We start from the raw sequence: 20,955 nt of genomic DNA on the forward strand, positions 1-20,955 counted from the left end.
GCCCGTCGATGACAACACGGGTAGTTGATAATCAATGGCCTGGCCCCCACATTCATATCCTTATGAATGATTTTTTTTCTGGTCTTCAAAGCAGCACAGGACAGCAATGAAGCGACTTAAAAATGAACTCAATGCGCTGGTGAATCGGGGTGTCGACAGACATCTGCGCCTCGCTGTAACCGGACTTAGCCGCAGCGGCAAAACAGCATTTATCACCGCGATGGTTAATCAGTTGCTTAATATTCATGCCGGAGCACGCTTGCCGCTGTTAAGTGCGGTGCGTGAAGAGCGCTTGCTGGGCGTAAAACGCATTCCCCAGCGTGACTTTGGCATTCCGCGCTTCACCTATGATGAAGGACTGGCGCAGTTATATGGCGATCCACCTGCCTGGCCAACGCCAACGCGCGGCGTCAGCGAAATTCGCCTGGCGCTACGTTTTAAATCGAACGATTCGCTGCTACGCCACTTTAAGGATACCTCCACGCTGTATCTGGAGATTGTGGATTATCCCGGCGAATGGTTGCTCGACCTGCCGATGCTGGCGCAGGACTATTTAAGCTGGTCGCGCCAGATGACGGGCTTACTTAATGGTCAGCGCGGCGAATGGTCGGCGAAATGGCGAATGATGTGCGAAGGGCTGGACCCGCTAGCGCCTGCCGACGAAAACCGGCTGGCAGACATTGCCGCCGCGTGGACCGATTATCTCCACCACTGTAAACAGCAGGGGCTGCACTTTATTCAGCCTGGGCGCTTTGTTTTGCCGGGAGATATGGCAGGTGCGCCCGCGCTGCAATTCTTCCCGTGGCCGGATGTCGATGCCTGGGGCGAGTCCAAACTGGCGCAGGCCGATAAGCACACCAATGCCGGAATGCTGCGCGAGCGGTTTAATTATTACTGCGAGAAAGTGGTGAAGGGGTTCTATAAGAATCATTTTCTGCGCTTTGACCGCCAGATTGTGCTGGTGGATTGCCTGCAACCTCTCAACAGTGGGCCACAGGCATTTAATGATATGCGTCTGGCGCTGACGCAGCTGATGCAAAGTTTCCACTACGGGCAGCGTACTCTGTTCAGGCGTTTGTTTTCGCCGGTTATCGATAAGCTATTGTTTGCTGCCACTAAAGCGGACCATGTGACCATCGATCAGCACGCCAATATGGTTTCATTGCTGCAACAACTGATTCAGGATGCCTGGCAAAATGCGGCGTTTGAAGGGATTAGTATGGATTGCCTGGGGCTGGCCTCGGTGCAGGCGACCACCAGCGGCATTATTGATGTCAACGGCGAGAAAATTCCGGCATTGCGCGGTAACCGGCTCAGCGATGGTGCGCCTCTCACCGTTTACCCCGGTGAAGTTCCTGCGCGTTTGCCCGGTCAGGCGTTCTGGGACAAGCAAGGGTTCCAGTTTGAAGCGTTTCGCCCGCAGGTGATGGATGTCGACAAACCGCTGCCGCATATTCGTCTTGATGCCGCGCTGGAATTTTTAATAGGAGATAAATTGCGATGACCGAACCGTTAAAACCACGTATTGATTTCGACGGTCCGCTGGAGGTCGATCAGAATCCAAAATTCAGGGCGCAGCAGACCTTTGACGAAAATCAGGCGCAAAATTTTGCCCCGGCCACGCTCGACGAAGCGCAGGAAGAAGAGGGGCAAGTCGAAGCGGTAATGGACGCAGCGTTACGTCCGAAACGCAGCCTGTGGCGCAAAATGGTGATGGGCGGGCTGGCTCTGTTTGGCGCAAGCGTTGTCGGGCAGGGTGTACAGTGGACAATGAATGCCTGGCAAACTCAGGACTGGGTGGCGCTGGGTGGATGTGCCGCTGGGGCATTGATTATCGGCGCTGGCGTAGGTTCTGTGGTAACAGAGTGGCGGCGCTTATGGCGCTTGCGACAGCGCGCCCATGAACGCGACGAAGCGCGTGATTTATTGCATAGCCACGGAACCGGCAAAGGCCGCGCATTTTGCGAAAAACTGGCGCAGCAGGCGGGCATCGATCAGTCACATCCGGCGCTGCAACGCTGGTATGCCTCAATCCATGAAACGCAAAACGACCGTGAAGTGGTCAGTTTGTATGCGCATTTGGTCCAGCCGGTTTTAGATGCCCAGGCGCGGCGCGAAATCAGCCGTTCGGCAGCGGAATCAACGTTGATGATTGCGGTCAGCCCGCTGGCGCTGGTGGATATGGCATTTATCGCCTGGCGCAATCTGCGTTTGATTAATCGCATCGCCACGCTGTATGGCATTGAACTGGGGTATTACAGCCGTTTGCGCCTGTTCAAGCTGGTATTGCTGAATATCGCTTTTGCCGGAGCCAGCGAACTGGTGCGCGAAGTGGGGATGGACTGGATGTCGCAAGATCTCGCTGCTCGTTTGTCTACCCGCGCAGCTCAGGGAATTGGTGCTGGACTTCTGACGGCACGACTCGGGATTAAAGCTATGGAGCTTTGCCGCCCGCTGCCGTGGATTGATGATGACAAACCTCGCCTCGGGGATTTCCGTCGTCAGCTTATCGGTCAGGTAAAAGAAACGCTGCAAAAAGGCAAAACGCCCAGCGAAAAATAATGCAATATCGGGTGCTGACCGGATATCTTTACGCCGAAGTGCCCGTTTTTCCGTCTTTGTGTCAATGATTGTTGACAGAAACCTTCCTGCTATCCAAATAGTGTCATATCATCATATTAATTGTTCTTTTTTCAGGTGAAGGTTCCCATGCGTCTGGAAGTCTTTTGTGAAGACCGACTCGGTCTGACCCGCGAATTACTCGATCTACTCGTGCTAAGAGGCATTGATTTACGCGGTATTGAGATTGATCCCATTGGGCGAATCTACCTCAATTTTGCTGAACTGGAGTTTGAGAGTTTCAGCAGTCTGATGGCCGAAATACGCCGTATTGCAGGTGTTACCGATGTGCGTACTGTCCCGTGGATGCCTTCCGAACGTGAGCATCTGGCGTTGAGCGCGTTACTGGAGGCGTTGCCTGAACCTGTGCTCTCTGTCGATATGAAAAGCAAAGTGGATATGGCGAACCCGGCGAGCTGTCAGCTTTTTGGGCAAAAATTGGATCGCCTGCGCAACCATACCGCCGCACAATTGATTAACGGCTTTAATTTTTTACGTTGGCTGGAAAGCGAACCGCAAGATTCGCATAACGAGCATGTCGTTATTAATGGGCAGAATTTCCTGATGGAGATTACGCCTGTTTATCTTCAGGATGAAAATGATCAACACGTCCTGACCGGTGCGGTGGTGATGTTGCGATCAACGATTCGTATGGGCCGCCAGTTGCAAAATGTCGCCGCCCAGGACGTCAGCGCCTTCAGTCAAATTGTCGCCGTCAGCCCGAAAATGAAGCACGTTGTCGAACAGGCGCAGAAACTGGCGATGCTAAGCGCGCCGCTGCTGATTACGGGTGACACAGGTACAGGTAAAGATCTCTTTGCCTACGCCTGCCATCAGGCAAGCCCCAGAGCGGGCAAACCTTACCTGGCGCTGAACTGTGCGTCTATACCGGAAGATGCGGTCGAGAGTGAACTGTTTGGTCATGCTCCGGAAGGGAAGAAAGGATTCTTTGAGCAGGCGAACGGTGGTTCGGTGCTGTTGGATGAAATAGGTGAGATGTCACCGCGGATGCAGGCGAAATTATTGCGTTTCCTTAATGATGGTACTTTCCGTCGGGTTGGTGAAGACCATGAGGTGCATGTCGATGTGCGGGTGATTTGCGCTACGCAGAAGAATCTGGTCGAACTGGTGCAAAAAGGCATGTTCCGTGAAGATCTCTATTATCGTCTGAACGTGTTGACGCTCAATCTGCCGCCGCTACGTGACTGTCCGCAGGACATCATGCCGTTAACTGAGCTGTTCGTCGCCCGCTTTGCCGACGAGCAGGGCGTGCCGCGTCCGAAACTGGCCGCTGACCTGAATACTGTACTTACGCGTTATGCGTGGCCGGGAAATGTGCGGCAGTTAAAGAACGCTATCTATCGCGCACTGACACAACTGGACGGTTATGAGCTGCGTCCACAGGATATTTTGTTGCCGGATTATGACGCCGCAACGGTAGCCGTGGGCGAAGATGCGATGGAAGGTTCGCTGGACGAAATCACCAGCCGTTTTGAACGCTCGGTATTAACCCAGCTTTATCGCAATTATCCCAGCACGCGCAAACTGGCAAAACGTCTCGGCGTTTCACATACCGCGATTGCCAATAAGTTGCGGGAATATGGCTTAAGCCAGAAGAAGAACGAAGAGTAAGCGCGAATATGCCTGATGGTGCAACACCATCAGGCATATTAACTTATGCTTTCAGTACAGCCAGAGCTGCTTCGTAATCCGGCTCGGTGGTGATTTCATCCACCAGCTGGCTGAAAATCACATTGTCATTTTCATCAATAACCACAACGGCACGCGCTGCCAGACCTTTCAGTGGGCCATCAGCAATTGCCACACCGTAGGCTTGCAGAAATTCAGCGTTACGGAAAGTGGAGAGGGTGATAACGTTGTTCAGACCTTCTGCGCCGCAGAAACGAGACTGGGCGAACGGCAGATCGGCAGAGATACACAGCACAACGGTGTTGTCGATCTCGGTTGCCAGTTGGTTAAACTTACGTACTGATGCGGCGCAAACACCGGTATCAATACTCGGGAAAATGTTCAGCACTTTGCGTTTACCCGCAAACTGACCGAGGGTGACGTCAGACAGATCTTTTGCCACGAGAGTAAAAGTCTGCGCTTTGCTACCCGCCTGCGGGATGGAGTTGGCGACTGTAACCGGGTTGCCCTGGAAATGAACGGTTTGTGACATGATTATCTTTCCTGTTTACATATAGTTAACGTCACATCTAGTTTATGCTAACTGTCAATAACACAGCAAACGCTATTTGCGCTTAATCCGCAGACCACCGCGACAACAAGGAGTAAAGATGAGAACCGTTAAGGTATTCGAGGAAGCCTGGCCCTTACATACCCCGTTTGTGATTGCCCGGGGAAGTCGCAGTGAAGCGCGCGTGGTGGTGGTTGAACTGGAAGAAGAGGGTATTAAAGGCACCGGCGAATGCACGCCGTATCCGCGTTATGGAGAAAGTGATGCCTCGGTAATGGCGCAAATTATGAGCGTCGTACCGCAATTAGAGAAAGGGCTGACACGGGAGGAGTTGCAAAAAATTCTCCCTGCCGGCGCAGCACGTAATGCGCTGGATTGTGCATTGTGGGATCTGGCGGCGCGAAAACAGCAGCAATCGCTGGCTGATTTGATCGGCATAACGCTTCCCGGGACAGTCACCACTGCACAGACGGTAGTCATCGGTACGCCTGATCAGATGGCCAATAGCGCATCAACACTCTGGCAGGCCGGCGCGAAATTATTGAAAGTGAAGCTGGATAACCATCTTATCAGTGAGCGGATGGTGGCAATTCGCACAGCTGTGCCCGATGCCACGCTGATCGTTGATGCAAATGAATCCTGGCGTGCAGAAGGGTTGGCGGCACGTTGCCAGCTATTGGCGGATTTAGGCGTTGCTATGCTTGAACAACCGCTTCCTGCGCAGGACGATGCGGCACTGGAGAATTTTATTCATCCGTTACCGATTTGTGCTGATGAAAGTTGTCATACTCGTAGCAATCTGAAGGCGCTGAAAGGGCGCTATGAGATGGTTAACATTAAGCTCGATAAAACCGGGGGTCTGACGGAAGCGCTGGCGCTGGCGACTGAAGCGCGTGCACAAGGTTTTCGTCTGATGCTGGGCTGCATGTTGTGTACCTCTCGGGCCATTAGCGCCGCTTTACCGCTGGTGCCGCAGGTCAGTTTCGCCGATCTTGACGGACCGACCTGGCTGGCGGTAGATGTGGAACCGGCGCTTCAGTTCACGACGGGCGAATTGCATCTTTAGGATGCCAGCGCAGCAAGTTTGCCATCGCAAAGAGATATTTTTCGCTGGCTTCGTCGGAGGAGATGGGCGGAAACTCTGCGGTGATGCAATGCAAGTTGAGATCTGCACACCAACTGCCGAAAGAGCCAGGCGTTTCATAACCGACGCTGGTTACCAGAGGCAATTCAAACGCCTGAGCCAGCCATTCGCCTAATTCGCTGTGTCTGGGATCTTCAATACAGGCCAGTGGATCGTGGAATGAGACCACCCAGGCAGGTTGAATGCGGTGTATAAGCTGGCACAGCGCCTGGGTTTCAGGTTCGGAGCCAGGTTTGTCACCTGTCAGTAATACGACATCACGTTCTTCAGCGGCGCTGTTCCAGCGATAAACCGTTTCACCTTCCTTCCAGTTCGCCGCCGGAAAGTTTCTGTTTAAATCCACACCATTAGCATTGGCCCGTAACCCCAGCTGGCAGCCGTCAGGATTCACACACAGCACCACATGATGGCGGCGCAAAGAAGGTGTCAAAGTCCGCAGAGCACAGGAGAGCGTGACGACCGAAGAGTTTTCATCACCGTGAGTGCCAGCCAGAATCAAACCACTTTCGCGACTGGCTGCAGGGGCCGGAAACCAGATTAACGGCGCGCCCAATAATGAACGTCCGTAATGTTCTGTTCCGGGCGGAAATGCGCCGCGTTCGGCGCGTGGGCGGGTTACGGTCATGATCGTCTCTGGTTCAGGAAGTATTACAGGCAGTGTTGTGCAAATTTTGCGGATTATCAAATCCTTTTCTTCAACGCTATGTCATCGAGCTTGTATCACTTTTTTGCCGGAAGTTGTTTGCATTTTCATTGATGTGCAGATATTAGAATTGTCGTAATGTTATATACATGGCGTATTTTATTCTTACTGGTTCTACACATGTTAATCGCATCTGATTGATCAGTTCACCTTAATAAGTTTAATAAATCGTACTGCACATAGTACAGTACGATGGTAGCTATATAATTGATTTACATGAAGAATGGCTTATCGCCATCAGTCCCGGGTTGATTGATGCCTATATTCTCACCAATGTGTTTCTCAGGTTTATCGATGATATCTGTAATTAATGCTGCGACACTCTTACGTGATACGATCGTACCTTTGAATGGTTCATTGCGTGAGGTAAGCTCATAATCAATAATATCTTCATCCGTCAGCCAGGCAGGGCGAAGAATTGTATATTCCAGTCCAGAAGCCTCAATTGCATCCGCAGCCCTGCGGAATGGTTTTAGGGGTTCACCAATCACTGCATTATTCCATTCGCCAAATTTTCCTGGAACTTCATCATAAATACCGAGGGAAAGAACAAAGATCAGACGTTTAACATCACAGGCTTTCATCGCAGCGATCACTGAATTTGCCTGAATATCTAAATCTTCCCCCGTAAGGTTGGCATACACAATATCCTGTCCCTGCATGGCCTGCTTCAGTGCTGCATGATTCAGTACATCCCCCATAATAATCTGGCTATTAGTTGGATAGGGTTTGTGTATTTTTGCTGGCTGACGAGCAAATAAAGTTTGTTTAATGGTTTGTTTATCTGCCAGTTGATTAATCACATGGCGGGCTATCTGACCGCCAGCACCAAGAATGAGTACATTTTTCATAATATTTCTCATGAAACTTATCCCAGATGGGTGTTGAAAAAAGGAATAACTTTTTCCAGCGCCTCCTGAACTGCTTCCGGTTTGTCATACAGTTCATAATGTGAGAAATCGGGTAATGAAACTAACTGACGATCCTGCGAAACCATCGCCCGGCCATAGACTTCCAGTCCATCACGATAAGCACCGAAGGCACCGACTTTTTCACCAACTACTACCATCACCGGCTGAGTCAGTAACACTTCAGTAAATGCGAAGGCATCCCAGGCCAGCGTTTTCTGTGCATGTGAGAACAACATTTTTGTCGCACCTCCCGGTTGTTGCCCGCGTGGTGTTTTATAGTAGTCAGTTGCTTCATAAACATCGCGTTCGGTCAGTCCATGGGCTTTTGCTGCATCCAGGCTGGCGGGAAGTAATTCGTTGATCTGTAATTCTCCACCACGAGCCTCTTTGGTTCGTTGCGACGCCATTGCATTCAATGCGCCAATCGGATCGTAATTGCTGAAACCTTCCCGAAAAAGACGCCCGATATTAACACCCGTAATACTCACTACAGCTTTAATTCGTTTTTCTGTCAGCGCGGCATTAATGGCATAGCCACCCCCCCCACACACACCCAGCACGCCAATGCGTTCAGCATCAACATATGGCAGAGTTACTGCATAATCGATAACACGGCTAATATCCTCTACGCGCTGTGTCGGATCTTCTATCCAACGAGGCTCCCCACCAGATTCTCCCTGGAAACTGGCGTCATAAGCGAGAACGACATAGCCTTTTTCAGCCAATGCCTTGCCATAGATATTGCCAGACGTCTGCTCCTTACAACTGCCAAAAGGATGGACGCTGATAATCGCCGGATACTGTTTTGACTCATCAAAATTTGGTGGAAACTGAATATTGGCAGCAATATGCCAGGCCATATCACTATTGCGGATTTGAATATGTTTCATTACAGAGTTTCCTCAAAGAACGGAGCTAATACTGAAATTGCTTCAGCCACATAGGCTTTGCCGTCATAAAGATCCATATGGTTTGCGCCTTCAACAATGTGATAGCGTTTATCCTGGCTTGATGCTCGATCGTACAGGTCGTCACTCATCCATTTGCTCCCTGCCTGGCTGCCCGCCACAATCTGCGTCGGCTGAGTCAGGTACACTTCCGCCATATGGTAAGCATCATAGGTAATAATCTGGTTAAGGCTGCGCAAAGTAGCGTAACCCGGTGCTGTTGGATACTGCGCGCGAGGGGTGTGGTAATACTCCCAGGCCTGACGCAGTTCTTCGTTCGGCGCATCGGACTCCTTCATTGGTGCCAGTGGCATAATGGCATATTCTCCGCTGCTAATATCGCTGGTTCGGGCGTTTGAACCCGCGTCAACGTATGGCAGGGCATCAATAGATTTCACATTGTTTTCCCAACCATTACGGAACATCGAACCAATATTGACCGCACTAACGGTACCGATGGCCTTGATGCGGCGATCCTGAATTGCAGCATTGGCTGTATATCCTGCACCGGCACAAATTCCCATCGCACCAATTCGGGTATTGTCGACATAAGAAAGCGTTGTCAGGTAATCAATCACGGCACTGATGTCTTCAGTACGAATGTATGGGTTTTCTAACTGACGCGGCTCGTCGCCACTTTCACCTTGATAAGATGCGTCATAAGCGATAGTGACAAATCCCTTTTCCGCCAGTTTTTCGGCATAAGTTCCGGCCGTTTGTTCTTTAACGCCCCCACCTGGGTGAGATACCACAATTGCCGGATGCTGACGGGTTTCATCAAATTTTGGAGGGAAATAGATCACTGCAGACAAAGAGATGGTTGGATTATTGCTGTTAGTGAAGCTGACTTTATTATTCATCATTCCGTTCCTCATGGAGTTGTCGGTTCGTTTTAACGGTTGGTGATATGACTATAGATATTGATCATTAAGTTGATTAGACCCAAAATCATGATTAGACCTATCATTTAAATGATTAATAGATTGTATGGAGATACTGAATGAAGCGTGAAGAAATCGCTGATCTGATGGCGTTTGTCGTCGTTGCAGAGGAGCGTAGCTTCACTCGCGCAGCAGCCCGCCTGAGCATGGCGCAGTCAGCTTTAAGCCAGATAGTGCGCCGTATAGAAGAACGATTGGGATTGCGGCTTCTGACGCGAACTACGCGCAGCGTTGTACCAACTGAAGCGGGCGAGCATCTTTTGTCTGTTCTTGGCCCTATGTTGCATGACATAGATTCTGCCCTGACATCCCTGAGCGATCTGCAGAACCGCCCATCCGGGACAATACGTATTACTACTGTAGAACATGCAGCAAAAACGATATTGTTACCAGCAATGCGCACATTCCTGAAATCGCATCCTGAAATTGATATTCAGCTCACCATTGATTATGGTTTGACCGATGTCGTTTCTGAACGTTTTGATGCAGGCGTCCGTCTGGGTGGGGAGATGGATAAAGATATGATCGCCATTCGAATCGGGCCAGATATACCAATGGCTATTGTTGGCTCACCGGATTATTTTTCTCGCCGAAGTGTTCCAACGTCAGTGTCACAATTAATAGATCATCAGGCAGTTAATTTGTATCTTCCCACATCGGGTACAGCAAATCGCTGGAGATTAATACGCGGTGGACGCGAAGTTCGTGTTCGCATGGAAGGTCAGCTTTTACTGAATACGATAGACCTGATCATTGATGCTGCAATTGATGGGCATGGATTGGCGTATCTACCTTATGATCAGGTTGAGCGGGCTATTAAAGAAAAAAAACTGATACGTGTTTTGGATAAATTCACACCAGATTTACCCGGTTATCACCTGTACTATCCACACCGTCGACATGCTGGCTCGGCATTCTCATTATTTATAGATAGGCTGAAGTATAAAGGTGCTGTTTAGCACTACTTGCTGATACATTAATTTAATTCTTCTCTTAACGTATTCTCAGTTCCTTTCAACGTTTTGGTTATTTTTTATTCTTCGTACAATGGCGACAGATGCTGATTATGATACCGAAAACTGGTTTGAACGTGCGAAGCCCGAACGTAGTGTTCGGTGTTCTATGTGCTTTGCCGCATTTTGGCGTCTATTATTTACACTAAATCTGATTTAATATATTGACACATAAAACATTTTATGCTTCCTGTGTCACTTTTTTGATGGAAGTTGTTTGCATTTCTTTAAGGCGAAACAAATAATTACGCATCAATTTTAATGTCGGTTAGAGGGAAACTTATGAAGCACTCTGTTTCAGTCACGTGTTGTGCGCTGTTGGTCAGCAGCATTTCTCTTTCGTATGCTGCAGAAGTTCCGAGCGGCACAGTACTGGCAGAGAAGCAGGAGCTGGTGCGCCACATTAAAGATGAGCCTGCGTCGCTGGATCCCGCTAAAGCCGTGGGCCTGCCAGAGATTCAGGTCATTCGCGATCTGTTTGAAGGACTGGTGAATCAGAACGAGAAAGGGGAGATTGTCCCCGGCGTTGCGACTCAGTGGAAAAGTAATGACAACCGTATCTGGACTTTTACCCTGCGCGATAACGCAAAATGGGCGGATGGCACACCGGTAACGGCGCAAGATTTTGTCTACAGCTGGCAGCGTCTGGTGGACCCGAAAACGCTATCGCCATTTGCATGGTTTGCCGCGCTGGCGGGAATCAACAACGCACAGGCGATTATTGATGGTAAAGCTACGCCTGACCAGCTTGGCGTCACCGCAGTTGATGCCCATACTTTGAAAATTCAGCTTGATAAACCGTTGCCGTGGTTTGTGAATTTAACCGCTAACTTTGCCTTCTTCCCGGTGCAAAAAGCCAACGTAGAAAGCGGTAAAGAGTGGACGAAACCTGGAAATCTGATCGGCAATGGCGCTTATGTTCTTAAAGAGCGCGTAGTCAATGAAAAACTGGTCGTGGTACCGAATACCCATTATTGGGATAACGCCAAAACGGTACTGCAAAAAGTGACCTTCCTGCCAATTAATCAGGAATCCGCAGCCACTAAGCGTTACCTCGCGGGGGATATTGATATCACCGAATCCTTCCCGAAAAATATGTATCAGAAGCTGTTGAAGGATATTCCGGGGCAGGTTTATACGCCGCCGCAGCTCGGGACCTATTATTATGCGTTTAACACGCAAAAAGGGCCGACGGCAGATCAGCGCGTTCGTCTGGCATTAAGTATGACGATAGATCGCCGCCTGATGACCGAAAAAGTATTAGGGACGGGCGAAAAGCCAGCGTGGCATTTTACACCAGATGTTACCGCCGGATTTACGCCGGAACCTTCGCCGTTTGAACAAATGAGTCAGGAAGAACTGAATGCGCAGGCAAAAACTTTGTTGAGCGCAGCTGGTTATGGTCCGCAAAAACCGCTGAAGCTGACGCTTTTGTATAACACTTCAGAAAACCATCAAAAAATTGCGATTGCTGTAGCATCGATGTGGAAAAAGAACCTTGGCGTAGATGTTAAATTGCAAAATCAGGAATGGAAAACCTATATCGATAGCCGTAACACCGGCAATTTTGATGTTATCCGCGCCTCATGGGTGGGGGATTATAATGAACCCTCCACTTTCCTGACATTATTAACGTCAACGCATTCAGGAAATATTTCACGCTTTAACAATCCGGCATACGACAAAGTTCTGGCGCAGGCATCGACGGAAAATACCGTTAAAGCGCGTAATGCCGATTACAACGCGGCAGAAAAAATCCTCATGGAGCAAGCACCGATTGCACCAATTTATCAATATACCAATGGACGATTAATCAAGCCGTGGCTGAAAGGTTATCCCATTAATAACCCGGAAGATGTGGCGTACAGTCGGACTATGTATGTTGTGAAGCATTGATGTGATGGGAACTGGCGTTACCCTTGTGGATAACGCCAGTGATGTCTTATTTAGCGACCTTGTTCCGGCGGTGTAATGTTATCCATATACAGCGTCTGGCTGGGGAAGGCAAAGTCCGCGCCGTGTGACTGTACAATATCGATAATCTTCAAATAAACGTCTTGCTGTGCAGCAAGCCACTCAGCCCATACCGTGGTTTTGGTAAAGCAATAAACCATAATATTCAATGACGAGTCAGCAAACTGGTTGAAATAAACCAGTAAGGTTTGTCGCTGGTCGATGGCCGGGTGATTTTTCAGCATCTCACGTACGGCTTCGACAATAACGCCCACTTTTGCCGCATCCTCATAACGTAAACCAATGGTCGTGGTAATGCGGCGGTTGGTCATTCGTCCTGGGTTTTCTACGCTGATCGACGAAAACAGCGAGTTCGGTACGTACAATGGACGATTATCAAAGGTCGTAATTTTGGTAATTCGCCAGCCAATTTCCGCTACTGTACCTTCGATATTTCTGTCCGGTGAACGGATCCAGTCGCCAATACTGAAAGGACGGTCGAAATAGAGCATGATCCCGGAAAAGAAATTACTCAGAATATCTTTACCGGCCATACCGACAGCCAGACCACCAATACCACCAAAGGTCAGCAAGCCAGAAAGGCTCATGCCGAAATGTTCGCCATAAAGCAGAACAAGCACCACAATAATGGTGATTTTGATAATGCGCGACATAATCCGCGCACTGGTGATATCGCGACCTTTTTTAATCTGCTGTTTTTCAAACTGATTAATCAGCAAAAATAGCTTAATCGTCAGAATAACCGCAATCAGGGACGTACAGATAAAATCGATAACGCCTGGGGTGATAAATTTGAGTTTATAGTTTTCTATAACATAATTAATAATGCTACCAACAGCACTGATAATTATGGTGTAGATTAAAAATTGCACCGCATGGAATAAAAAACCTTTTCTTTTACGATTTCCGCGGCGAAACCAAAAGCTCATCAGAATCAATGCTGCGCAGCTACCGAAAATAATGACCAGATTAAGCGCATTATTTGTAAACAGTTCAGCGATCATTGTTTTATCAGGCTCCTCCAGATAATTGTCGTCATGCCGGAAACCCCTGGCGGGGCTATTTTACCGCGACAATTCATTCAGATCATCAATAGTCAGGGAAGGAAGTAGCAACATTAGCTAACTAATCAATGCGTTGATTGTAAATCCAGCTAAGAGGTGAGGTTTTCAGAGCAGACAACGGTGAAATGTCATGGTATTGTTACGTTTAGGTAACAAGAAATTTGTCTGCACAAGGATTACATCATGATTATGGCGAAACTGAAGTCAGCGAAAGGGAAGAAATTTCTCTTTGGTTTGTTGGCGGTTTTCATTATTGCGGCGTCGGTTGTGACTCGCGCGACTATCGGCGGCGTTATAGAACAGTACAATATTCCGCTGTCTGAGTGGACGACATCAATGTATGTGATTCAGTCATCGATGATTTTTGTTTATAGCCTGGTCTTTACTGTGTTGCTGGCAATCCCGTTGGGAATTTATTTCCTTGGCGGCGAAGAGCAGTAAGTAAAAAATAGGCCCGATAACTCGGGCCTTGTCAGTTATTGAAGAGTCGTTAATCGTCTTCTTCGTCATCCAGTTCAACGGGTGTCTGATACTGGTCAGGTTTAATGACCAACAGATCGCAGCGAAGATGATCAATCACCTGTTCCGCCGTGTTGCCGAGGAATGCTGCTGAAATACCGGTGCGTCCTACCGTGCCCAGAACCACAATCCCCGCCTGTAAGTGCTCCGCCAAATCAGGAATCACCTCTTCTGGCAGACCTTTTTCTACGTGCGTCATGTTTTCATTAATGCCGAATTTCTGCCGCAGAGCTTTCATTGCCAGCAAATGTTGCCCACGAATGGCATCGTTATAAACGCTCGGATCAAATTCCGGCAGTTCAATCGCGATATTAATTGGCGTTACTGGGTAAGCGCCAACCAGATGAACTTCGGTATGGTTGACTTGTTCTGCCAGTTCGATCGTCTCTTTGACCAGTTTTTCATTGAGCGCATTATGATACGGCTCTTCACTGGCGAGATTCACCGCCACCAGCGCCTTACCTCCTTCCGGCCACGGCTGGTCTTTCACCATCCACACCGGGCTTGGGCATTTGCGTAACAGATGCCAGTCCGTTGGCGTAAAAATCACCGCTTCCAGACGGTCATGTTGGTGCGCCATTTTTAGCACCAAATCGTGCCCGCCGCTGATCACTTCCTGAATGATGGCTTCGAAAGGACGGTTATGCCAGACCACTTTAATTTCAATGGGAACGCCAGCATTGAGATAATATTTTGCCTGCTCGTGGATCCAGGCTGTACGCTGGCTAATGACGCCCTGACGCATAGCGGTACGTTCGTCCGGGGAGAGCAGGGTGGTCATTTCGTATGAGAAGTCATAGATCGGCAAAAAGGCTTTAATTTTGCCACCAATCCGTTGATGTAAATAAACAGCTCGCCGCAATGCTGGTTGGTCGTCCTGGTTAGGATCGATAACAACGAGCATGTTCTGATACATAGCCATACAGGGTCTCCTTACAACAACTGTCAACGCAGTTTGTAATTAAAAGATTAACCCATATCTGGTGAATGAAACAGTGATGAACCTTCTGCCAGATCAATAAATCAGAAAAATTTAATGATATGACAGAAGGATAGTGAGTTATGCGGAAAAATCAGGCAACGTTACGCGTATGACCAGCAAGCTGGGCCAGCGCATCGTTATTTTCGATGGTGATGTATTTACCTTTGACTGCCAGCATACCGCTTTTCTGGAAGCGACCCAGCAGACGGCTGATGGTTTCTACCGTCAGGCCCAGATAGTTACCGATATCGCCACGAGTCATCGTCAGGCGGAATTCACGAGGGGAGAAGCCGCGTTGGGCAAAACGACGGGACAGGTTGTAGATGAATGCAGCCAGACGTTCCTCGGCATTTTTCTTCGACAACAGCAGGATCATGTCCTGATCGCCTTTGATTTCACCGCTCATCAGACGCATCATTTGCTGACGCAGATTCGGCATTTTACCGGACAAATCGTCCAGCGTTTCGAACGGGATTTCACATACCATCGAGGTTTCCAGCGCCTGCGCGAAGCTCGGGTGATGACCGCTGCCGATGGCATCAAATCCCACCAGGTCACCTGCTAAATGAAAACCAGTGATTTGCTCGTCGCCTTGCTCAGTGATGGTATAACTTTTAATCGTACCGGAGCGGATGGCATAAAGCGATTTAAGTTCATCACCAGCCTTAAACAGCGTCTGGCCTTTCTGAATAGGCTTCTTCCGCTCAATGATATTATCAAGCTGATCAAGCTCATGTTCGTTGAGTGTGAACGGGATGCAAAGCTGGCTGATGCTGCAATCCTGGCAATGGATAGCACAACCGCCAGACTGAATGCGCCGTATAATTCGCTTTTCCGGGATCATAGGTCTGCTCAAGCCGTAATTGATATTTGTCAATTTTAACATCTTTTTAGGGAGCAAGTAAGTCTAAGCAAACCTTAACAGCAGAGAATTCCGATATTAGATGTAAATATATGTCTATCTATTTGAAAACCCTTAAGTTGTTAAGGGTAACTTTACATAAAAGTGTGAACAAGCTGGCACAAATTGTTTAATGTTTACAGCAAAAGATAACCTTCGTGGCGCAATAACCACTCTTTTCGCTGAACTCCGCCTGCATATCCGGTCATGGTGCCGTTTCGGCCAATAACCCGATGGCAAGGTACGACGATGCTGATGGGATTCGATCCGTTTGCCGCACCAACGGCACGCGCCGCGCCAGGGCGGCCCAATTGTTCAGCCAGTTGGCCGTAATGCATTACCTGCCCGCAGGGGATTGTGCGTAGTGTTTTCCAGACTTCACGCTGAAATGGCGTCCCCCCTGTGGCAGTGGGAAGCGTATCAATAATGCTAAGATTACCGGCAAAATAATCACGAAGCTTGTCGCTTAAACCGCCTGGGTTGGTGGCAGAAATGCGCTCATAGCCTTCTTTGCGATAATGGATGTCCAGCAGCTGCACCATGCGTTCGCTGTACTCTTCCCATTCAACCGCCCGCAGACGAAATTGCTCATCGCAAATCACCCACAGTGGACCCAGTGGCGTGGCAATTTTTTCTTCAAGTAATCTCAGCATCCGTTCTCTCTTAAGACAAACGTGGGTAAATACCCGGACCTATCGGCAGACCGACAAGATACCACGCCAGCAACATTAGCAGCCATACCACCAAAAAGATAAGCGGATAGGGCAAGACTAACGAATAGTAAGTACCCAGTTTCGCGTCTGGTTTGTAGCGTTGCAGGAATCCAAGAAACAGTGGAACAAAAGGAGATACCGGCGCTAAAGGCAATACGGATGAGTCGGCAATACGAAAGAGGATTTGCGCAAATGCCGGGTGAAAGCCAAGTAGCATAAACATTGGTACGAAAATGGGGGCCAGAATCGACCAGATTGCGGAACCGCTGGCGATAAACATGCATAAGAAAGAGGAAAGCAACGCCAGACCGACAAACGCCGGGATGCCGCTAAGCCCTGAACTTTCTAGTATATCGGTCAGCCCCACGGCGATGAATTTCCCCATGTTGCTCCAGTTAAACATGGCGACAAATTGGGCGAGGGGAAAAACCATCACGATAAATCCCGCCATCTCTTTCATCGGTTCAATCATTAAATGCGGTAAATCCGCCTGACGTCGAATTGTGCGGGTAGCGATGCCATAAGCCAGCGAGACAACAAAGAAAAAAAGAATGATCAGTGGCACGATACCTTTAATAAAGGGTGATGGCATCACGGTGTGATTAATCGGATCGCGCAATATCCCGTTTTCCGGGATCACCATCAGCGCAATCGCAGCAATAAAAAGTAGCGATACGACACCTGCTATGCGTAAACCAAAACGCTGACTTTCGGTCAATGTCTGCAGTTTCTCATCGCTGTTTCCCTGCCATTGACCTAACCGTGGCTCGATGATTTTGTCGGTTATCAGGCCGCCAACAATCGTCAGTACGGCTACGGAGCTGGCCATAAAATACCAGTTATCAATTACACTGACGTGCATTTGCGGATTGAACGCAGCCGCCGCTTCCGTGCTGATCCCCGACAGCAACACGTCGGTTGTGACAATCAGTAAATTAGCCGTAAAGCCGCAACCTACGCCTGCAATGGCAGCCAGTAAACCTGCAACTGGATGCCTGCCCACCGCCAGAAAAATCAGCGCACCCATCGGTGGCATGATCACTAACGCCGCATCGGAAGAAATGTGGCTGAAAAAAGCAATAAACAGCACCATATAACTGGCGTAGTGGGCATTAACATGCGATGCCATTTTAACCATTAGTGCTGGCAGTAAGCCGACGCGCTCCGCCAGACCGGCACCTAAAACCAGCGCCAGGATCGCACCAAGTGGAGCAAAACCGCTAAAGTTTTTAATAACATTGGGTAAAAACCAGTGTAATCCTTCCACACTGAGCAGGTTTTTCACCACCACCGGCGTACCATCGGTCGGGTTTTTCGCACTGACGCCAAAGGCCGACAAAATTGCCGTCGTCACCATGAGTACGATTATCAAATAGATAAAGAGCAAAAAAGGATGGGGAACCTTGTTACCAATTCTTTCGACCCAGCCATAGAGCTTCCCGGATTGGGAGGACGACGGTATGGATGACATACTCATGGGCATTCCTCGGTTGTTGTGTTTGCGTTGTTGTTGTTATTTTAAAGGTGACGGTGTCACGTTTTTCGGGATAGGGCAGTGATACGGTTGCGTGTCCGTAACTTGCTGATGCTCTTGTTGGCATTCTTGCAATAGCCCTGAATCAATGAAGAGATTGACTGTGGTTGCTGCCATAGTTTTCGCCGCCAGCAGCATTCCTTTATGAGCAATAGATGTTCGCCCCTGGCTAACCAGTTGCCACGTATGTAGCGGTGTACCGACGGCAAAACAGGGGCTGAAACACTGGGCAACAGGCAGTTTCCAACTGACGTCGCCGACATCAGTCGATGCCGCAAGCACGTTATCGGTGGCGGCATATGGAGCGACCTCATTCGCCAGTACCGTTTCACGATGACGTAGTGCAAAAGCCTTGCCGTTTTCGCCACCGGTTGCGGCGATATTATTCAGACTGTTTTGCCGATCGTTGGGGGTGAGCGTAGCCTGAATTTGTTTCGCAAAAGCCAGTTCTTCGGAGTTCCATTCCGGGGTACCAAAATGGGATAGGGCATGGTACATGGCATTTTCTAAGGTGCGATTCGGGAGATAACTGGAACAGGCTTTGTCGAAGCGGCATTCAACCGTGGTTTCGGTCATCAATGCCGCACCTTCGGCGATTTTGGCGACCCGATCATAAATATGCTGCACGTCGGTCATTTCGGGGGCGCGGATAAGATAAAGCACTTCTGCCTGCGCCTGGACCACGTTGGGCGAGATCCCGCCGCTATTTGTGATGGCATAGTGTACGCGCGCTTTTTCAATAATATGTTCGTTGAGGAAGTTGGTGCCAGTGGTCATCAACGTTACGGCATCAAGGGCGCTGCGTCCCAAATGAGGGGAATTCGCGGCATGTGCTGCGATCCCTTTAAAGCGCCATGATGCCTGAATGTTTGCCAGCGTGCGGGTATTGAACATACCGGCAAAGGCTTCCGGGTGCCAGGTGAGTGCCGCATCCACATCATCAAATACCCCCTCGCGGACCATGAACGTTTTACCCGAGCCGCCTTCTTCGCCAGGACAACCATAAAAGCGCACTGTGCCGCCTTGCCCATATTGTTCCAGCCATTTCTTGACGGCTATTGCAGCGGCAAAGGCGGCGGTTCCCAGCAAATTGTGTCCGCAACCGTGACCATTTTCACCGGGCGTCGCGGATGTAGGTTGCGCGCAACCAGCTTGCTGACTTAAACCTGCCAGGGCGTCATATTCTCCCAGCAGGGCGATAACCGGTTTGCCTTGACCAAACGAAGCAATAAAGGCATTTGGGATATTGCCTACGTTGCGGGTAACGGTGAAGCCTGCAGATTCCAGCGCCGAAGCCAGATGCTCCGCTGACCAGAACTCTTCAAAACGTGTTTCTGGATGATCCCAGATTTGATCGGCAATATCGGTATAACGTTGGCGATCGGCTTCAATCGCATCGTCGATAAAACGATAGATTTCCTGCATCAGATACCTCGCGTCCAGGGAAAATTGAGCGCGGTGCGCGCCAGCGTTTCGACGGCAATAGCGAGAACCTGCTCGTCAAAATCGAATTTTTCGTTGTGATGACCTGCCGCCAGCTGTGTGCCAAACACCACGTAGGAGGCTTGCCCTTGATGTTGCTGCACGCGGGCCATCATTAATGTGGCATCTTCGGAACCCGCAGGCGCTTCAACACGTTCAATGGCCTGATTGACCCCCGCGACCTGAGCCGCCTGACTTTGCAACCATGCGACCCATTGCGGCGAAGGAGAACTGGCGGTAGCTGCACCCATCAGACGAGTTTCAACGCCGACACCATACATGGTTGCTGCGCCCTGAATCGCTTGTTGTGCACGGTCAAAAACATATTGATTAATGACGTCGCTGGCCCCGCGTGTTTCCACTTTCAGCAACGCCGAGGCAGGAACAACATTACGACCGCTTCCTGCCTGCATAACGCCCACGTTTACTCTGGAAGCGCCTTCGCTGTGCGGGGCGATTGCATGTAGTGCAAGAGTTGCTTGTGCTGCCGCCAACAAGGCATTGTGACCGTCTTCTGGTTTTGCGCCTGCGTGAGCGGCGGTCCCGGTGAAGTGCGCGTCAAATTTGGTGGTTGCCATAAAATTATCACTGCCGCACACCACGGTGCCCGCAGGTACGCCAGTGCCAATGTGCACGGCAGTAAAATAATCAACATCATCCACTACACCTGCATCGACCATCGCCCTCGCGCCACGCGTACCTTCTTCTGCAGGTTGAAAAATCAGTTTGATGATGCCATGTAGTCCGGACTCGAATTGTTTAAGGGTATGCGCCAGCCCAAGCCCAATGGCGGTATGCCCATCATGACCACAGGCATGCATCATTCCGGCGTTACATGACGCAAAACCGTCGCGGTAGGGGCGATGGCTGACATCCTGCTCTTCACTGAGATCCAGCGCGTCCATATCGACACGGAAAGCCATCACCGGACCGGGTCGACCGGTATCCAGGGTGGCGACGATACCCGTGAAACCACCTTCAAAAGCCGCAATCCATTGTGCTAGCGCACCCTGTTGACGAGCGCGCTCGAATTCGCGTTGTAGAGTGAGTTCATCAGGTAGTCCCATCCGGCTACTTTCATTAACTACTTCGCGGCCCAGCGCTAGTGAATAGCCGAGCTGCTGCAATTCTTCCGCAACAAGGGTGGCAGTGCGGAATTCCACCCAGCCAGACTCTGCATAGTGATGAAAATCACGTCGCCAGTGCGATAATTTTGGGGCAAGCGAATTAACAAATTGATTCAAAGACTCCATAACCTTTCCCGTCATCAGTAAAAAGTGTGACCCGGTTCACGTAGCGATAGTTTTT

General features: G+C 49.6%; 19 protein-coding genes and 1 pseudogene. 8 read left to right on the plus strand and 12 right to left on the minus strand.

The genetic code is table 11. The features are described from left to right. Positions 1–106: 106 nt before the first annotated feature. The 3 genes from HUZ68_RS10630 (at position 107) to tyrR (ending at position 4,251) form a co-directional block, all read left to right on the plus strand. Complete coding sequence (locus tag HUZ68_RS10630; RefSeq protein WP_000825763.1) at positions 107–1,504, plus strand: YcjX family GTP-binding protein; 1,398 nt, start codon at positions 107–109, stop codon at positions 1,502–1,504. Further along, positions 1,501–2,562: a YcjF family protein gene (locus HUZ68_RS10635; RefSeq protein WP_000138728.1), complete on the plus strand. Its 1,062-nt coding sequence runs from the start codon at positions 1,501–1,503 to the stop codon at positions 2,560–2,562. The genes HUZ68_RS10630 and HUZ68_RS10635 overlap by 4 nt, the downstream gene beginning before the upstream one ends. Before the next feature lie 147 nt (positions 2,563–2,709). Beyond that, on the plus strand, positions 2,710–4,251 hold the full coding sequence (gene tyrR, locus HUZ68_RS10640) for a transcriptional regulator TyrR (protein ID WP_001300658.1): 1,542 nt from the start codon (positions 2,710–2,712) through the stop codon (positions 4,249–4,251). A gap of 43 nt (positions 4,252–4,294) precedes the next feature. Here the strand turns inward: tyrR and tpx are convergent, their stop codons facing one another. Then, positions 4,295–4,801 carry a thiol peroxidase gene (gene tpx, locus HUZ68_RS10645; protein WP_000084387.1) on the minus strand — a complete coding sequence of 169 codons (507 nt, stop codon included), beginning with the start codon at positions 4,799–4,801 and terminating at the stop codon, positions 4,295–4,297. Between the two features lie 118 nt (positions 4,802–4,919). On the opposite strand from tpx, the gene ycjG reads away from it, so the two are divergent. Continuing rightward, positions 4,920–5,885, plus strand: coding sequence for an L-Ala-D/L-Glu epimerase (ycjG, locus tag HUZ68_RS10650; RefSeq protein ID WP_024173887.1), 966 nt, complete (start codon positions 4,920–4,922; stop codon positions 5,883–5,885). Here ycjG and mpaA read toward each other — a convergent pair. The 4 genes from mpaA to HUZ68_RS10670 form a co-directional block, all read right to left on the minus strand. After that, positions 5,860–6,588 (minus strand): murein tripeptide amidase MpaA, encoded by a 729-nt coding sequence (gene mpaA / locus HUZ68_RS10655; protein WP_000219122.1) that lies wholly within the window; start codon positions 6,586–6,588, stop codon positions 5,860–5,862. The two genes, ycjG and mpaA, sit on opposite strands and share 26 nt — an antisense overlap. Positions 6,589–6,878: 290 nt before the next feature. Beyond that, a complete protein-coding gene (locus tag HUZ68_RS10660; protein WP_000800184.1) occupies positions 6,879–7,517 on the minus strand; it encodes an SDR family oxidoreductase in 639 nt (212 codons plus the stop codon). A 17-nt stretch (positions 7,518–7,534) separates the two neighbouring features. Continuing rightward, positions 7,535–8,467, minus strand: a complete 933-nt coding sequence (locus HUZ68_RS10665) for an alpha/beta hydrolase (RefSeq protein ID WP_000680618.1) — start codon at positions 8,465–8,467, stop codon at positions 7,535–7,537. Beyond that, positions 8,467–9,387, minus strand: coding sequence for an alpha/beta hydrolase (locus HUZ68_RS10670; RefSeq protein ID WP_239594182.1), 921 nt, complete (start codon positions 9,385–9,387; stop codon positions 8,467–8,469). The genes HUZ68_RS10665 and HUZ68_RS10670 overlap by 1 nt, the downstream gene beginning before the upstream one ends. A gap of 137 nt (positions 9,388–9,524) precedes the next feature. On the opposite strand from HUZ68_RS10670, the gene pgrR reads away from it, so the two are divergent. The 3 genes and pseudogenes from pgrR (at position 9,525) to mppA (ending at position 12,374) form a co-directional block, all read left to right on the plus strand. Further along, entirely contained in the window at positions 9,525–10,424 is a 900-nt protein-coding gene (gene pgrR / locus HUZ68_RS10675; RefSeq protein WP_033815782.1) for a DNA-binding transcriptional regulator PgrR, read from the plus strand. Between the two features lie 97 nt (positions 10,425–10,521). Further along, a pseudogene (locus HUZ68_RS25180) lies at positions 10,522–10,596 on the plus strand (epoxyqueuosine reductase QueH); the annotation flags it as partial. Positions 10,597–10,760: 164 nt separating this feature from the next. Further along, positions 10,761–12,374 (plus strand): murein tripeptide ABC transporter substrate-binding protein MppA, encoded by a 1,614-nt coding sequence (gene mppA / locus HUZ68_RS10680; RefSeq protein WP_033815783.1) that lies wholly within the window; start codon positions 10,761–10,763, stop codon positions 12,372–12,374. A gap of 50 nt (positions 12,375–12,424) precedes the next feature. On the opposite strand, the gene ynaI is transcribed toward mppA, so the two are convergent. After that, the gene (gene ynaI, locus HUZ68_RS10685; RefSeq protein ID WP_000559900.1) at positions 12,425–13,456 is read right to left on the minus strand and encodes a low conductance mechanosensitive channel YnaI; all 1,032 of its coding nucleotides are present in this window, start codon (positions 13,454–13,456) and stop codon (positions 12,425–12,427) included. Positions 13,457–13,699: 243 nt separating this feature from the next. On the opposite strand from ynaI, the gene HUZ68_RS10690 reads away from it, so the two are divergent. After that, positions 13,700–13,957, plus strand: coding sequence for a DUF2534 family protein (locus HUZ68_RS10690; protein WP_000605090.1), 258 nt, complete (start codon positions 13,700–13,702; stop codon positions 13,955–13,957). A 49-nt stretch (positions 13,958–14,006) separates the two neighbouring features. Here the strand turns inward: HUZ68_RS10690 and uspE are convergent, their stop codons facing one another. The 6 genes from uspE to abgA form a co-directional block, all read right to left on the minus strand. Continuing rightward, complete coding sequence (uspE, locus tag HUZ68_RS10695; protein WP_001262123.1) at positions 14,007–14,957, minus strand: universal stress protein UspE; 951 nt, start codon at positions 14,955–14,957, stop codon at positions 14,007–14,009. Between the two features lie 151 nt (positions 14,958–15,108). Next, positions 15,109–15,861 (minus strand): fumarate/nitrate reduction transcriptional regulator Fnr, encoded by a 753-nt coding sequence (gene fnr, locus HUZ68_RS10700; protein ID WP_000611911.1) that lies wholly within the window; start codon positions 15,859–15,861, stop codon positions 15,109–15,111. Between the two features lie 194 nt (positions 15,862–16,055). Beyond that, positions 16,056–16,571, minus strand: coding sequence for a methylated-DNA--[protein]-cysteine S-methyltransferase (gene ogt, locus HUZ68_RS10705; protein ID WP_000945005.1), 516 nt, complete (start codon positions 16,569–16,571; stop codon positions 16,056–16,058). A 10-nt stretch (positions 16,572–16,581) separates the two neighbouring features. Beyond that, a complete protein-coding gene (abgT, locus tag HUZ68_RS10710; protein ID WP_033815784.1) occupies positions 16,582–18,108 on the minus strand; it encodes a p-aminobenzoyl-glutamate transporter in 1,527 nt (508 codons plus the stop codon). A gap of 36 nt (positions 18,109–18,144) precedes the next feature. Next, positions 18,145–19,590: a p-aminobenzoyl-glutamate hydrolase subunit AbgB gene (gene abgB, locus HUZ68_RS10715; protein ID WP_001156425.1), complete on the minus strand. Its 1,446-nt coding sequence runs from the start codon at positions 19,588–19,590 to the stop codon at positions 18,145–18,147. Next, a complete protein-coding gene (gene abgA / locus HUZ68_RS10720) occupies positions 19,590–20,900 on the minus strand; it encodes a p-aminobenzoyl-glutamate hydrolase subunit AbgA (RefSeq protein WP_000444939.1) in 1,311 nt (436 codons plus the stop codon). Before abgA ends, abgB begins: the two co-directional genes overlap by 1 nt. Positions 20,901–20,955: the final 55 nt, after the last annotated feature.

Source organism: Shigella dysenteriae (genome assembly GCF_022354085.1).
GTDB classification, from domain to species: Bacteria; Pseudomonadota; Gammaproteobacteria; order Enterobacterales; family Enterobacteriaceae; genus Escherichia; species Escherichia coli.

Coding starts and splice junctions, on each gene's coding strand:
- HUZ68_RS10630 (WP_000825763.1), top strand. CDS start 107: ATGAAGCGACTTAAAAATGAACTCAATGCGCTGGTGAATCGGGGTGTC.
- HUZ68_RS10635 (WP_000138728.1), top strand. CDS start 1,501: ATGACCGAACCGTTAAAACCACGTATTGATTTCGACGGTCCGCTGGAG.
- tyrR (WP_001300658.1), top strand. CDS start 2,710: ATGCGTCTGGAAGTCTTTTGTGAAGACCGACTCGGTCTGACCCGCGAA.
- tpx (WP_000084387.1), bottom strand. CDS start 4,801: ATGTCACAAACCGTTCATTTCCAGGGCAACCCGGTTACAGTCGCCAAC.
- ycjG (WP_024173887.1), top strand. CDS start 4,920: ATGAGAACCGTTAAGGTATTCGAGGAAGCCTGGCCCTTACATACCCCG.
- mpaA (WP_000219122.1), bottom strand. CDS start 6,588: ATGACCGTAACCCGCCCACGCGCCGAACGCGGCGCATTTCCGCCCGGA.
- HUZ68_RS10660 (WP_000800184.1), bottom strand. CDS start 7,517: ATGAAAAATGTACTCATTCTTGGTGCTGGCGGTCAGATAGCCCGCCAT.
- HUZ68_RS10665 (WP_000680618.1), bottom strand. CDS start 8,467: ATGAAACATATTCAAATCCGCAATAGTGATATGGCCTGGCATATTGCT.
- HUZ68_RS10670 (WP_239594182.1), bottom strand. CDS start 9,387: ATGATGAATAATAAAGTCAGCTTCACTAACAGCAATAATCCAACCATC.
- pgrR (WP_033815782.1), top strand. CDS start 9,525: ATGAAGCGTGAAGAAATCGCTGATCTGATGGCGTTTGTCGTCGTTGCA.
- mppA (WP_033815783.1), top strand. CDS start 10,761: ATGAAGCACTCTGTTTCAGTCACGTGTTGTGCGCTGTTGGTCAGCAGC.
- ynaI (WP_000559900.1), bottom strand. CDS start 13,456: ATGATCGCTGAACTGTTTACAAATAATGCGCTTAATCTGGTCATTATT.
- HUZ68_RS10690 (WP_000605090.1), top strand. CDS start 13,700: ATGATTATGGCGAAACTGAAGTCAGCGAAAGGGAAGAAATTTCTCTTT.
- uspE (WP_001262123.1), bottom strand. CDS start 14,957: ATGGCTATGTATCAGAACATGCTCGTTGTTATCGATCCTAACCAGGAC.
- fnr (WP_000611911.1), bottom strand. CDS start 15,861: ATGATCCCGGAAAAGCGAATTATACGGCGCATTCAGTCTGGCGGTTGT.
- ogt (WP_000945005.1), bottom strand. CDS start 16,571: ATGCTGAGATTACTTGAAGAAAAAATTGCCACGCCACTGGGTCCACTG.
- abgT (WP_033815784.1), bottom strand. CDS start 18,108: ATGAGTATGTCATCCATACCGTCGTCCTCCCAATCCGGGAAGCTCTAT.
- abgB (WP_001156425.1), bottom strand. CDS start 19,590: ATGCAGGAAATCTATCGTTTTATCGACGATGCGATTGAAGCCGATCGC.
- abgA (WP_000444939.1), bottom strand. CDS start 20,900: ATGGAGTCTTTGAATCAATTTGTTAATTCGCTTGCCCCAAAATTATCG.